This window comes from Aquisalinus luteolus (genome assembly GCF_009712425.2).
In the GTDB taxonomy this organism is placed as follows: Bacteria; Pseudomonadota; Alphaproteobacteria; order Caulobacterales; family Parvularculaceae; genus Aquisalinus; species Aquisalinus luteolus.
This window is the reverse complement of sequence record NZ_VCJR02000001.1, coordinates 846496-861060: the sequence shown is the minus strand read 5'-3', so window position 1 is coordinate 861060 and position 14565 is coordinate 846496. Positions and strand designations below refer to the sequence as shown.

Below are 14565 nucleotides of genomic sequence, written 5' to 3'. Positions count from 1 at the left end.
TAACACTGACAGATCAATTCATCCCATCGGAGGACAGGCCCATGCTTTCCATACCCCGACCATCATCGAAGTTCATATTCGCAAGGGTCGTCACGGCTATACTGTGGGTATTGCTCTGTGTACTCACGACCACCGTCACTGGCACCTTTACCGGGGCCGAAGCGGCATCTTTCCCCAGCGAATGCGGTCGCGAAGGCCAGCGGCCATGCAAGGTGTGGGAACACGTCCCATCCTGTGCCTCCGGGCTGGAGGAACGCCCGCTGGGCAAGCGGTGCTCCAAAAAGCAGAGTGCCAGTCCCATTCTCCAGCGACCGACCAATTGCGGCGGCCTCGATGAACGCCCCTGCCCGCTGCCCCACATTCCGTCCTGCGATCAGGGCCTTGTAGAGAATTTCGCCGCCAACCGATGCCAGTCGACACAGCGTCCAGGCCATTGCGGGCGCGAGGGACAAAAACCGTGTACGGTCGATGAATTCTTCCCGTCCTGCGAAGGTCGGCTGGTGGAGGATTTCATCGCCAACAGCTGCATCAAGAGCGAGGGCGACATCATCAACATTGCAAAGAACACCGCCGAGGAAGTCGGCAGCTTCGCGCAGGCTGCAGCGACATCGATGCATAGTTGCGGCGTTTTCGCCCTGATGGAAGCCGTTGACCCGGACAGGCTCTCCGTAACGGCAGGCGAAATCGCCGCCAAGGGCTGCTTCGAGACCCTGTTGGCGCAAGCCGACCGTCTGGGCTATCAGACAGTGACGATCGGCGGGACCGGGGGAGCCGGCTTCCTGATCGGGGCTGACGGCGAGAACGGCTTTGCCTTTGACACTAAAGGCCGGTACGCGCCGAGCACCTATCATAATCTGGGCTTCAAGATCGGGCTCACCGCCGGGGGCGGTGCTGCTCTTACGGTCGGTTTCTACAAGAAAACAAACCAGCCGGGCCCGGATGGCTTTGGCGGCGACGGTCATGGCGCGGCTCTCGGCGTTGCCGCCTATGGCGGCTCCGGACTGGGTGTCTGGTATGGTTATGATGGATCTTTCGCAGGCTTCAATGCCGTGGTGACGGCGGGCGGCAAGCTCGATGTCGTCTATGTCCGAAACACGACGCAGATCATCAGTCTCGGGACAGTCCCTGCCAGCTCCGGCGAGACCTGGCAGGCCCCGCAACCGGCACCTGCCCCTTCTTCTGGCCCGTCCTCTGGCCCATCCTCTACACCCCCGGCTTACCGTCCCGGCATTCCCGCGCCGCCACCGCCTGCGGCGGAGTTTGACGATCCGAACCTTGCCGCGGCCTACGCCATCGGCCAGGGAATTGCGACCATCATGGAAACGCGCGCAAACCAGAGCCGGGTGAAGGTGTGCAACAAGACCGATGTCGATGAAGTCAATTTCGCGCACATCCAGTCGATGCCCTCCGCAAGTGGCTATGGCTATGAATGGGTCGCCACTGGATGGTATCAGGCAAAACGCAAGCGGTGCGAGACCGTTCGCCTGCCCACCAATAAAGACGGCAGCGCGTATGTCGGTCAGGCCTTTTTCGTCTTTTACGGCCAGCGCGACGGCGTCGATACATTCTGGGGCAATGAAGGAAACCCCTCATTCTGTGTCGATCTCGAAAGCAGGTTCACCTTCCCGGGGGCTGACCGTATGGCGTGCAACGGGCCGAGCCTCGCGCAGATCGGCGGGTTTCCCCGGGTTATCAGCCTCGGCACGAACCAGATAAATGTTACCGACTGAGCCTGCCATGCGCTTGCATTCAACAATCAAAAAATTGTCCCGATTTTGACGAGGAGTGATATGGTTCATCGATGGGAGCGATGAACGGGGGCGCCATGCCGACACAGACCGAGTTGACCGGCTTTCTGAAGGACTGGGCCGAGGGCGATCGCAGTGCCGAGCAAAAGATTGCCCCGGTGATCTACGATGAGATGAGGCGAAGCGCGGCGCGCCTCTTCGCGCGGGAGCGAGCCGGCCACACGCTGCAGCCAACCGCGCTGGTTCACGAGGCCTTTGCCAACCTCATCGCCGCAGATGTGGAATGGAAGAGCCGCAGCCATTTCTACGCGCTCGCCTCACGCATGATGCGGCGCATACTGATCGATCATGCCAAGGCGAAGAACGCCCAGAAACGTGGTGGCGGCATGATTGCCGTCACGCTGAATGAGGAAATCTTATCGAATGGCGAGAACGGAATCGGGCTCCTTGACCTTGCAGACAGCCTCGATGCGTTCGAGGCTGAGTACCCCCGCCCGGCCCAACTGGTCGAACTCCACTATTTCGGCGGCCTCACGGTCGATGAAATATGCGCTGTCACCGATCTCTCCCCGTCCACCGTCGGGCGCGACCTTCGCTTTGCGCGCGCCTGGCTGAAAAACGAACTAACCATCGATAAGGGGTAGCGGGCAATGACCGGATATCCCGCTCTTTGTCGCATTTGCGGACAAAAGGAGTAATCTGTCTTGACCGAAACCAGTTCAACCAGACTGATGGATCTGTTCGCCGAAGCCGTGGAGCTCGACGAGGACGCCCGGCGCACCTTCATCGACCGTATAGAGGCGGACGATCCCGGGCTGGCCCGGAAACTGCGGGCACTTCTCGCCGCAGACAGCACCGAAGGCCCATCCCTCCATGCACCGATCGAAGAAGCCGCCAAATCCCTTAGCGCCCAGAAAGCCGCCGAGGAAGCCGCCGAGGAAGAAGACCGCTGGCTAGGGCGCGAGATCGGTCCCTGGCGGATAAAGCGCAGGATCGGCGCTGGCGGTATGGGCGCGGTTTTCTATGCTGAGCGTTCCGATGAAAGCTATGATCAGGGCGCAGCGCTCAAGATAATGGCGGCTCAGCTTCTTGACCGGGAGGGTGCGGCACGCTTCCGGGTGGAGCGGCAGATCCTCGCCAATCTTCAGCACCCGCATATCGCCCGGTTGATCGACGGCGGCACCACGGATGAAGGACTGCCCTATCTCGTCATGTCCTATGTCGAAGGCGAGCGGGTCGATCTTTATTGCGACCGGGAGGCGCTGAACGTCCCAGATCGCCTGAAGCTGTTCATGAAAATCTGCGAGGCCGTGGATTTTGCCCACCGCAACCTCGTCGTTCATCGCGACCTGAAGCCCAGCAACATCCTCATCGACACGGCCGGCACGCCGCAGCTTCTGGACTTCGGCATCGCCAAGCTGATCGACAAGGAGCAGCTGGAAATGACGATGGTCAGAACATCCGTGGACGCACGAGTCATGACCCCTGAATATGCAAGCCCCGAACAGGTGCGCGGCGAACAGGTATCGATCGCTACAGATGTCTATGCCCTCGGGGTGCTGCTATATCGCCTTCTCACCGGGCGCTCGCCCTATGGCAGCGGACACAGCTCGCCCCACGCGCTGCATACGGCAATCCTTAGCGAAGACCCGAAGAAGCCAAGCAGCGTCGTTACCGAAGCAACCACGCCGGATGAACGCAGCGTCATGACAGACCTGGGCAAGCAACGCGGTCTCAGGCCAGAGCAATTGCGCAGTGCCCTTTCCGGCGATCTCGACAATATCGTTCTCAAATGCCTGCAGAAAGAACCAGAGCGCCGCTATCGCACGGCTGCCGACCTCGCCGATGACATACGCCGCTACCTGAACCGGCAGCCGATCGAGGCGCGCGGCGATGACTGGGCCTACAAGGCCCGTAAATTCATCCGCAGGCGGGCCATTCCCCTTGGTGTCACCGCTGGCGTCATCGCCATCGTCGCGGGCCTGACGACCTTTTACATGATCCGTCTCGCCGATGAACGGGACCAGGCGCGGATTGCGGCGCAGCAGGCCCGGCAGGCATCCGACTTCCTCGCCGGCTTGTTCTTCAATGCCTCTCCCGACCAGACACCGCAGGGCGGCGTTACCGCCATCGATCTCCTTGAAAAAGGACAGGAACAAGTCGACGCACTGGCCGAGCAGCCACGCCTGCAAGCGCAAGTCATCGCCCTGATCGGCAGAAGCTATTTCTATCTGGGTGATGTGGAGCGGGCAGCCGACTTGCTCAGGCAGTCCGTTACCCTGCAGGAGCAGGCAGATACGCAGGACCCGCTTCTGTTCGCCGATACGCTGATCGTTCTTGGACAGGCGCTGTCCTATAATGACTATGGCGATGACATCGACGAGGCGGATGAGTTTCTTCAAAGAGGGATCGCGATCCTCGACACTGTGGAGGGCGCTGATCCCTTGTTCCTGCGCAATGCGCTCGCTGCCCGGGGAATACTGCTCTACAATCTCGACCGTAGCGAAGAGGCGATCGACCTGCATCGCCGCGCGCTTGCCATTACGGAGCAGGCCAACGACCGTGAATCGGTCGCCAGCAGCCTCAACAATCTTGCGCTCGCCTATAGCGACCTTGGCCGCCTTGACGAAGCGGAACCATACTACAGACGCGCCATAGCAATGAACGATGAGCATCTTGGCGAGCTTCACCCTGTGACGATCCAGAGTTACGGTAATCTCGGTACGTCCCTGATGCGGGCCAACACGCCGAAAGATGCGGAGACACTGCTGACGGAAGCCATCCGGCGCGGCGAGGAAGTCCTGCTACCCACCGACGCTGGCCTTGCTCTCTACAGGGCCGAACTCGGCCTTGCGAAGATGGAGAAAGGAGCGTTCGAGGAAGGCGCTGACGTGTTGCGCGAAGCGATTGCCATTTCGGAGGAGGCCTTTGGCGAAAATCATGTCGAGACCTGTTATCAGATGCTCAAGCTCGGCGATATCCTGGCAGCGGCCGGGGATTTCGACGGCGCCGAGCGTGTCTATATGGATGCCGATCGCCGCCTCAGCCAGAGCGATGCCCAGGCGGCACCCAACATTGCCAGGCAAATTCGGGCTTCTCGAATTCTGGCCATGCTCGCCAGTGGCAATGCGACGGGCGCCCGGCCACTGATAAATGAAGCGCTCGAAGAGCGAGATGAGATTTCACAGACGCGACTGAACATCCTTGAAACCTATCGGGCGATGGCAATGACTGTCGCTGGTGAGCACGAGCAAGCAGCCGACCTTTTCGCCGACACGATTACGAAGATCGGCGACACACGTTTCGAACCGCCGGTCTACAAGATGTCCGTTTACGACCACCAAGCCCGCAGCCTGCTTGCGCTGGGGCGCATCGAAGAAGCCCGCAACAGCATTCTGGAAGCAAAAGGGATTGCGCAAAACTCGGTCGGCCCGGAAAGCTGGCGCATGGCCCTGCTCGATCTCACGCACGCCAGCATCATGCGGGCAGACGGCCGGGAAGATGCTGCGCAGGCCCTTGAAAAACCCGCCCGCCAGCGGTTGATTGCTCTATTCGGAAACAGCGACCCACGCTTGCAGCTAGGCACGATCATTCGCTGACAGGCGGTTGATCATGCCCTCTTCGATAGCTTGCAGACATTCGAGCGCTCAAACCGGATAGCCCGATCGGCCCGCCTCTTCGGCGGATGATCGGCCCTGTCATGGGGCGCATCCTCCCTCTCGTGGAAAACCCGAGGAGGACCATCCCATGCGACCATTCCGTAAACCGGCTGCCTTGTTGGCGGCCCTGTCAGGCCTGGCGGCCGTTACCATGGCTTTCAGCCCTGCCCATGCAAGCTGGGAGAAGATCGGCATTGCCGAGGATGCCGCTTGCGCCAGTCCGCTTGCTGGCGGCAACTTTTTCTCGTCGAAAAGCCGCCCGCTGCGTATCAGACCCGGGACAACAAAGAATATCGAGGTTTACGGGCATGGCCTCGACCTGTCGCGGACTGCTTCTATGAGTGGTATTACCGGCGGATCGGCCAGTGCCTTTGGCGGCCGTGGCGGGGCTGAAAACGCCGCAAGGGGTTGCGGGGGGATAGGCTCCATGCGGTTGCAGATACGCGTCGCCGAGAACGCCGATCCCGGCGACAAGGGTACGCTGATTGTCGGCGACCAGCGCATTCCCGTCGAGATCGTCGATACCGGGCTTCAGACCAGCTGGTCCGTATACAACAATTCCGACGCCCTGAGCGACGAAACACAGGCCGAGATCGAGCGCCGCCGCGCGCAGAATTTCTCTGATGCCCAAGCCGCAGCCAGCAGCCAGCAGCGTATTGCCGATTGCGCCAATGGCGTCACCCAGTGCGAAGCCAATCGCGCCAGGCGGCGGGCACAAATCGAGATCGAACTGGCCAACTGCGCTGCAAGCGGCAACTGTATTCGATCTTCCGTCAACACGTTCAGTCAATCCTGTCAGCAGGCAGTCCAGGCTTGCCGTGCGCCGACCCGGCCCCGGCCAAACCCGCAGCTCGAAGGTCCGGCCCGCTGCCTTCGCGACCTTGGCGGTTTTGCCGAGGTTGATACCAATGGTGTCCTTCAGCTTTTCGTGCCCATGGCGGCACGGGAGAATACCGCCGCGCTGCGCACCTGTCTTGCCCGTGACCTGCCTGTCGAGTTCGAGACCGTCGCATCCGGCGCAGACATCACGCCCGCGACTGGCCTGCCTTTCGGCCAGGGCGTAACGACACCGTTCTATCAGAAGACCGCCGCGACGGGCACTTACCCGATGGGCGATGCTACGCCTTTTGACGAGCGCTTTCCGGCCGTCCTTTATGGCCGCCTCAGCGCAACGCGGATCGTCGATGAGGTCGCCGGCGTGACGGAAGGCACGATCACCTTTGGCGTGAACTCGATCGACAGCCGCAGCGGTGGTTACAGCAAGGATAATTTCCGCGACGCCGCCCCCCTGAAATGGCGCCTTGAAACACTGCCGCAGAACGGCGTTGCCTCGCTTGCCCCGCAGATCGTGGCTGGCAAGCGGCTGGCCTCGCAGCCTGTCACGGTGAATGTGACCCTGCGGCAGCCAACGGCGGCGTCGACGGCGTCAGCATCCAAGACCACGACGAGCCTGAGAACCTCCATGAGCAAAGCTGCACCGACTCCGACGGCACGCTGGGAAATCGTTGCGGCGGGTACGAAGTCGGCGTCAGCCTGCTTCAGCCGGACGAGCGGTGATATCGTCATCAGTACGGGCAGCAAGAGCGGCACGTTCCAGATCACACCGACTGAAGCATCGGGCTGCAGCACGGCACAGTTCACGGTGAAAGCAGCACCAGACGGTGTCTCCACTGCGGCAGGTGCCCCGTTCGCTGCGGAGAAGACATTCTCGCTAGGCTCGCCATTGTCCCTTGCCACTACAGGCAAGACGACGTTGCCGAGGCCGATCAAGATCAACTAGAAACACATCAGTACGAAATCAGAAGGGCCGCCTACGGGCGGCCCTTTTTCGTGTGCCGATGAAATGTGAAAGCGGTCGATCAGATCAGGCCAAGCTCACGGGCGCGCATCGCAGCCTCCGTCCGGTTGACCGCCCCGAGGCAGCCGATGACATGGGCGACATGGCTCTTCACCGTTGCCGGAGAGATCGACAGGGCACGGGCGATCTCCTTGTTGGACTGGCCGAGCGCAAGAAGCCGCAAAACATCCATGTGCCGGTCGGACAGGCGGCCGAGAAGAGCCGTCGGTTGCTGGACCGTCGCGCCTGCTGGCTCCGCCTGCGCGGGCTGAACGGGGACCTCTTCTACGGCCGCCCGGGAAGCGCCAACGCTGAGATCGTAGAGCCGTGGCGGCAGGTACTGTCCGCCCGCGAGGGCTAGCCTGATTGCGGCATCTATGACCTTTGGCTCGGCGGATTTGGGCACGAAGCCGGCAACGCTGAGCCGCAGGATGGACAGGAGCACCGCATCATCTTCCTGCCCTGTGATGACCACGAGAATAGCCTCCGGCGCGATTTCCTTGAGCCGGGCCACACCGCCCTGCCCGTCACATCCCGGCATGCCGAGATCACAGAGGATCAGATCCGGACGGCTTTCAGCGACCTTGAAGGCAGACGTAAAATCTGCGGCAACCGCAACCTCAGCCTGCGGAAGAATGGAAGCGACCGTCATCGACAGGGCTTCGCGCACCATTGCGTGGTCATCACAGATCAGGCAGCGCATCAGGCAGCCCCTTTCCGGCTGACGGTTTCCGCAATGGCCGAGAACACACGGGCGGGCGTTGCCGGCTTGTGCAGCAGGCGTGCGCCGGTCGCCACGATCTCGGCAAGGGTTGAAGGCGCGCCGTCGCCTGTCATCACGATGGCTGGCAGATCTGGCTGGTGCTGACGAATGGCCGCCAGGGCATCGGCACCGGTTTGCGTCAATGACAGGCGCCAGTCCGTTATGACAAGGTCATAGCGCCGCGCTGCCGCCTGCGCGGCCGCAGCCTTCACCGATGGCACCCAGTCGGCAGCGGCACCAGTGCTTTCCAGCAGGGCCGCGAGCGCACGCCCCGCATCTTCGATATCTTCAACGATCAGGATGGCCAGACCCGCAATATTGGAAAGTGATCCTGGCACAGACTGCACAGCTCCGGACACAGGTACATCCGTCGCCGCACCCGGCAGGCTGAGGCGAAAGGCAGCCCCGCCTCTCCATCGGGTCTCTAGCATCAGCATTGTTCCGTGCAGCGCCATGATGCGCTGTGCGGAGGCAAGACCAAGGCCAAGGCCGCCACGCGGGTCCTGCCGTGTGGAGCGGCCCTGCACATATTCCTGGAAAAGCTCCTCGCGGTCTGTCGCCGGAATGCCCTGCCCGTCATCAATGACGTAGATCTCGACCTTGCCGCCACGCCTTCGGGCCGTCAGCAGCACGCGCTCTCCCCGGGAATGACGGATCGCATTTAGTACGAGATTTCCGAGGGCACGCTCGATCAGGGCGGGATCGGCTTCGACGGCAAGTCGTGTAGGCCGGACACGGATCGTCATGCCGGCAAGGCGTGCCTCGCCCTCATGCAGGGCGGCGACATGGGCGAGCATCTCGCCTACAGCCACGCTGCGCCGGCGAACCGGCATCGCTGCTGCCTCCAGCCGCAGGTGATCGAGGATCGTGTCGAGGAGATTGCCGGCGGAAACGAAGGCACCCCGCACGCCGGTGATTGCCCGTTCACGGATCGTCCCGTCCTCCGCCGTCTGTGCCTGCTCGAAATAGAGGGAGGCGGCATGCAGCGGCTGGCGCAGATCGTGGGAGGCAGCAGCGATGAAGCGGGTCTTCGCATCACGCTCTGTTTCGGCGCTGCGCAACGCGGCCTCCAGCTGTTCGGCCGTATCCTCCGCCTTCAGCCTTGCCTTGATCGCCGAGCGCATGGCGGTACGCAAGGCGATTGCGACGATCATCAGCAGCACCCCGAAAGCACCACAGAAAACGGCGATGCCGGTCGAATACGTGCCCGGCGTGTTGAGATAGAACAGCGCGATAGAACCAAAGATGGCGATAACGCCGAAGGCATTCGTCTCCAGCGACTCCGCTGTCGAGATAACCTGCCCGCAGATCGCCGCGAGATAGAAGATCACCATCAGGAGCCGCAGCCCCTCGCTGGCATAAGGCAGGAGCATCCAGATCGAAAGCGCGATGGAAATGTCATAGATGACCGCGACGACCTTGCCCGCCGGTGCCCACCAGCGCACGGTTTCCTCCTCACCCGGATTACGGATCAGATACAGCGCCGGCAGCAACATCATGATGGTGATCGTAACCGCCATGATCGTCGTCCAGGTGTTCAGGACGTTGCGCGGCGCGATGGGGGCGAAAAGTGTCCAGACATAGGCAAGCGTGCCGAAGAGCAGCAGGGTAAAGAGACCGGAGACAATGAACTCCGTGCGCGATTCCGCTGATCGGATACGCGTGCGTTCTGTCGGCCTTGCCGTATGAACATCCCCCTCTGCCATCCCCGCAATTTCCCACGTCACGGGCAGACAGGGAAGCCGGAAAAAACGGGCCGATCGGGCTAGCCGGATGGGCGATGCAGCGGGCCCCGCACCCGGCGAGGCTGTGTTGCATGAAAATCCTTTCCGTCTTCGCTATTTTCTTTGTGGTCTTCGCAGCATTCTACCTGCCCGAAGACCTGCCCGGTCCTGATGCAACAGCTGCGGGCGGACCAGTTGCCCCGGTCTGTCGTACCGCGAGCCATGACCGCCTTGTCGAACAGAAGGGACGCGACGTCTGCGGCCCGGCCATCGATAACGGTGGCTATGCGCGCGCCGTCGGATTGATGCCAACGGAGTGCCCAGAGAGCACCCCCCGCCTCGTCATCGACGCGGAAAAATTCGCCGACCGCTGCATGCCCGGCAAGACTGCCCCTGCCTCAACGGAGTAAACGACATGGCACTCAAGAACACCCTGCGTGGCGGTCTCGCCACTGTCGCCCTTCTCGTCGCCCTTTCCACACTGGGCGGATGCGCAACTGCGCCAGAGCCGGATACCGCCATGACGATCAAAGCGGGCGATCCGCTGGAGGCCGCCGCAGCGGACCTCCTCGCTGGCAGGTTCGAGACAGCGCAGGCAGGACTTGCCGAAGCGACGGCGCGCAGGCCCACCGACGCAGCACGACAGACCTTGCTCGGCATGGCGTTCCAGATGCAGGCACCGCACGATCCCGAGGCGCTGGAACTTGCCATGGTCGGCTATGATACGGCGCTGTCCTTCCAGCCCGCAGCGTACTGGCCTGCCCTCTTTGGTGGTCAGGCAGCATTGGAGCGGGGCCGACCCATGGATGCCATGGATTACTTCGCCCGCGCCGTCCTCGCCGATCCGTCATCGCCGCAAGCGCTGGAGGGGCTCGCCGCGGCAGCCTATAGCGCTGGCGATGCTGGCCTTGCACGCGAAGCGTCCCTGCGGGCGGCGACGCTTGATCCCTCCTCGACCGGCGCCTGGCGCATCGCCGCCCTGTCTGCGGCAGCCCTTGGCGACCGCGAAGAAGCCGAAGCGGCCTTGTGGTCGTATGGCACTGCAGGTGGCACCGATGCAGGGCAGCTCGCGCGACGCACCGACATGCTGGTCCTGACCAGTGCGGCCGAGCAGGACTATTATGAAATGTCCGACTATGAGATGGCCCAGCCCGAACCGTCCCTGTCGCAGGTTTCCATCGATGTCGCTATCGTGCTCAGCCAGAATACCCATCGCGACCGGGTCGGCCTGAACCTGCTCGACGGGCTGCGCCTGCAATATGGCGCCCAGCGCCAGCGCTTCACGACGAACCCTCCGGGGCCTGACAATTCCGAGACGCAGACAACGCTTTCGCAAGCGATCAATATCCCGGAGCTGACCTGGAACCTGAACCTGTTCAATCGCTTCGGCCAGTACTATCAGGTCGTCGCCCGCCCTTCCCTGACGGCCTATCAGGGTGAGACATCCGAGTTCTTCATCGGCCGCAGCCTGCAGATCGGCGTGCGCGGTATCGAGAGCGGACAGATCGAACAGGTTGACATCGGCATCGAGTTGAAAGTGACGCCGATCGAGATCGATGGCGACCGGATTGTCGCGCGCATCGAGACAGGCCGCAGCTTCGTGACCACAGACCCGGCCGGTACATTCGCCGAGGCCCTATCGACCTTCCGACAGTCCGTTGCAGCCACGGCAGAAATCCGGTTCGGGGAAACGCTGGTTCTGTCCGGCCTGTCGGAAAGCGTGCGCGATGCGACCGGCTCCAAGGTGCCGGTTGCCGGCTCCGTGCCGGTAGTCGGAAGCCTGTTCAACGAGCGCTCCACGACCGAGCGGCGCGATGCCGTGCTGATCCTGGTCACTCCTTCAAAACCTGTCAGTTTCGGCTCGGAGCCATGGGCACGGCCAGAGGCTGTGGCGCGTCTCGTCAGCCTGTGGGACAAGGTTGTCGACCCGTCGACCAATGGCAGCGATGTCGTCGCAAGATTGTCTCGTGTACGGATGTTCTCACGTATGCAGCAGGGAGATGCCCCCCTGATGTGGGGCGGCCCGGGGCAACAGGCTGGCGAGGCCGTGCGCGACCTTCTTAACTGGCCGGAATGACAATCATCTGAAAGAAGCCTGCATCAGGCGGAAATGGCGGCGCGCTTCTTGCGGTCTTCCTGCCTGGACAGCTTGCGATCGATCGCCTGTTGCATGACGGCTACCAGCGCATCCTGGCTGATCGGCTTTGCCAGATAGTCATCCATGCCCTGGGCCATCAGTTCCTCGCGGGCACCATCGAAGGCATCCGCTGTCACTGCAATGATATAGATATCGCTCCAGGGCTTGTTGGCAGCCCTGATCGCCTGCGTCGCGGCGATGCCATCCATGCCGGGCATCTGCTTGTCCATCAGGATGAGGTCGTATTGTTTTAGCTTCAGCGCTTCCAGAACCTGGGCGCCGTCATCGACGATATCGGCGCTGCGCACGCACCCTTTCAACAGCGAGTCGATGACGATCTGGTTGACCTTGTTGTCTTCTGCGACGAGCACGTCCAGCTGCATAAGGCGGGCTGGCGAGTCCTCGGGCTTTGCCGCCGCCGCAGTGGCGCGGGTGTTGGACAGGCGCTTCAGCGGCAGCGTCAGGGTGAAGGTTGAGCCAACGCCCATTTCGCTTTCCACGATCAGGTCGCCATCCATCAGGCGAGCCAGCTTGCGGCAGATGGAAAGGCCGAGACCCGTACCGCCATATTTGCGGTTCGCCCCTGAATCGACCTGCTGGAAAGTCTTGAAGATGTTCTCCAGTTCATGGTCGGGAATTCCGATACCACTGTCACGAATCTGTATACTGAATGTCTCTCGAAGCCAATCGCGCCCTGTCCAGCCCTTGACCGCGATCACACCCTTGTCGGTGAACTTGATCGCGTTGGACAGGAGATTGAAGACGATCTGACGGATATATTTTTCGTCCGCCTCGATCATCCCCGGCAGGTCATCGAGATCGGTTTCGACATTCAGGCCCTTGTTGATCGCGTTTTCCCGCCACAGATCGATCGTCTCATTGATGTTTTCGCTGAGATTGACCGGCGCCATGACGACCTTCATGCGCCCTGATTCAATCTTCGCAACATCAAGGATATCGTTGACGATCAGGAGCAGGGAATTGCCGGCCTTGCGGACGGTCTCGACCCTCTCGCGATCTTCAGGGGAGAGATTGTTGTGCTTCAGAATGACTTCTGTCATCCCGAGAATGCCATTCAATGGTGTACGGATTTCGTGGCTCGTCGTTGCGAGGAATTCCGTCTTTGCATTATTTGCCTTTTCCAGAGCCTCGTTGGTAGCCTGCAATTCCGTGTGGGAATTCTGGAGCTCCTCATTGGCCTTGCGAATGGAGTTGCGGCTGCGGCGGATGGAGATGTAGGCAACTGCCATCGCTGTCGCGACAACAAATCCGAACAAGGCGATAAAGCCTGCCACCATATATTGTTGGCGGTCCCCGGCGCGGGCAAGCGCGATATCGCGCTCCAGCTGGCCGGTTTTGAGTTTCTCGATCTCGAGCTGCTGGCTGGCAAAGTCGAATTCAGCGCCCATTAGGGCCACATTGGCGGAGCCTGCCGCTTCCAGTGCTGTCTGCTCGATACGCTGATGCGCCTTGGCATGGGCCAGGGCAAGCTCCAGATTACCGACTTTTTCATAGATCAGGACAGCAGCCTCGTGAAATTCCATGTAAGGCAGCGTCGTTTCTGTCAGAGGTGTGTCTTCGAACAGCTTGCCCATATTGGCTGCGGCGGTTTCATAGTCGCCTTTGGCGTAATCGATATGCGCCTGTACACCCCACAGAAACGGCTCCCACGCGTCGGTATCCGCCCTGTTCGAAGCGTCGAAACCGGCTTGAAGGGTTTCCTGGGACGCAGCTTGCTTGCCGGCAAGGAATTGTACGAAAGCAATATTGGTCAGGATACGGGCTTCCAGCATCGGGCTGTCAAAGCCCCGGGCCAAAGTCAAAGCCTTGTCATAATAGGCCTCTGCCTTTTTATACTCTTCCATGCTTTTATAGGCATTGGCGAGATTGTTCGTAGCCGACATATCGAGCGCCGGATCGCCGGAAAAAACCTCCGCACTGCGCTGATAATATTCAACGACGCGATCATAATCCCGGGCATCGTCATAAATGGACCCTATGCTCTGCAACGCCATGGCCTGGCTGCGAGACACCTCGAGTGCGGCAAAGATGTCATGGGCTTCCTGATAGCTTTTCAGCGCGTCCTCGATGTCGCCCTTGTCGCGGGACACACGCCCGCGGGTCAGCATCAGGTCACCGCCGAGTTTTTCCCGCTTCTTGCGGTTGCCGACAAGGATGATTGCCCGTTCGATCAAGGGAGCGGCTTCTTCCGACCGGTTGAGGCGGAGCAAGGCTTCCGCCTGAAGCCAGAACGCGGTCGCTATGTCCTGCTTTTGCCGTGCACTCGCTTCAGCGCGACGCGCCAGCGTCTCGGCACTCTGCGCATGGCGCAAGGCCTGTTCCGGGTCAGTCATCATGGATTGCTTGGAAGCAGTGATCAGGTCGCCCGTCGTCAGTTCCGGTGCCTTTGCGGCGGGCTTGGTCACATCGATCTCGGCCAAGACATGGCCAGAGGCCTGCCAAAGGCAAAGCCCAAAACAAATGACCATGACTTTGATAAGTCTTCTCGTGACCGGCATTAAGCACCTTCCCCTGACACCGGACAATACCGCCGCAAAGTTGATATTCGGTTTAGAAAACGCCACGACAGGCAGCAGAAGGCATTGATTTGTTCAACATTCTTAAAGGCGTTTAAACAAGACATGAAAAAGCCGGATCCCGAAGGATCCGGCGAAAGTCAGGTCAAAGTCTGTTGAG

General features: G+C 61.0%; 9 protein-coding genes. 6 read left to right on the top strand and 3 right to left on the bottom strand.

Annotated elements, in window-relative coordinates:
- The first annotated feature begins 41 nt into the window (after positions 1 to 41).
- The 4 genes from FF098_RS03885 to FF098_RS03870 all read left to right on the top strand — a co-directional run bounded on the left by FF098_RS03885 (position 42) and on the right by FF098_RS03870 (position 7187).
- Positions 42 to 1730 (top strand): DUF1036 domain-containing protein, encoded by a 1689-nt coding sequence (locus FF098_RS03885; RefSeq protein ID WP_155137648.1) that lies wholly within the window; start codon positions 42 to 44, stop codon positions 1728 to 1730.
- A 95-nt stretch (positions 1731 to 1825) separates the two neighbouring features.
- Positions 1826 to 2392 (top strand): sigma-70 family RNA polymerase sigma factor, encoded by a 567-nt coding sequence (locus FF098_RS03880; protein ID WP_166426306.1) that lies wholly within the window; start codon positions 1826 to 1828, stop codon positions 2390 to 2392.
- Between the two features lie 60 nt (positions 2393 to 2452).
- Entirely contained in the window at positions 2453 to 5347 is a 2895-nt protein-coding gene (locus tag FF098_RS03875; RefSeq protein ID WP_155137642.1) for a protein kinase domain-containing protein, read from the top strand.
- Positions 5348 to 5495: 148 nt separating this feature from the next.
- A complete protein-coding gene (locus tag FF098_RS03870; RefSeq protein ID WP_155137639.1) occupies positions 5496 to 7187 on the top strand; it encodes a hypothetical protein in 1692 nt (563 codons plus the stop codon).
- Between the two features lie 79 nt (positions 7188 to 7266).
- Here FF098_RS03870 and FF098_RS03865 read toward each other — a convergent pair whose 3' ends face one another.
- Together FF098_RS03865 and FF098_RS03860 are read right to left on the bottom strand one after the other, a co-directional pair.
- Positions 7267 to 7947, bottom strand: a complete 681-nt coding sequence (locus tag FF098_RS03865) for a LuxR C-terminal-related transcriptional regulator (RefSeq protein WP_155137636.1) — start codon at positions 7945 to 7947, stop codon at positions 7267 to 7269.
- Positions 7947 to 9713, bottom strand: coding sequence for an ATP-binding response regulator (locus tag FF098_RS03860; RefSeq protein WP_155137633.1), 1767 nt, complete (start codon positions 9711 to 9713; stop codon positions 7947 to 7949). The genes FF098_RS03865 and FF098_RS03860 overlap by 1 nt, the downstream gene beginning before the upstream one ends.
- A 110-nt stretch (positions 9714 to 9823) precedes the next feature.
- Between FF098_RS03860 and FF098_RS03855 the strand changes: the two genes are divergently transcribed.
- Both FF098_RS03855 and FF098_RS03850 read left to right on the top strand, forming a co-directional pair.
- Positions 9824 to 10141 (top strand): hypothetical protein, encoded by a 318-nt coding sequence (locus FF098_RS03855; RefSeq protein WP_155137631.1) that lies wholly within the window; start codon positions 9824 to 9826, stop codon positions 10139 to 10141.
- A gap of 5 nt (positions 10142 to 10146) precedes the next feature.
- The gene (locus tag FF098_RS03850; RefSeq protein WP_155137627.1) at positions 10147 to 11808 is read left to right on the top strand and encodes a secretion protein; all 1662 of its coding nucleotides are present in this window, start codon (positions 10147 to 10149) and stop codon (positions 11806 to 11808) included.
- A 23-nt stretch (positions 11809 to 11831) separates the two neighbouring features.
- On the opposite strand, the gene FF098_RS03845 is transcribed toward FF098_RS03850, so the two are convergent.
- Positions 11832 to 14309: a tetratricopeptide repeat-containing hybrid sensor histidine kinase/response regulator gene (locus FF098_RS03845; protein ID WP_166426305.1), complete on the bottom strand. Its 2478-nt coding sequence runs from the start codon at positions 14307 to 14309 to the stop codon at positions 11832 to 11834.
- Positions 14310 to 14565 lie beyond the last annotated feature (256 nt).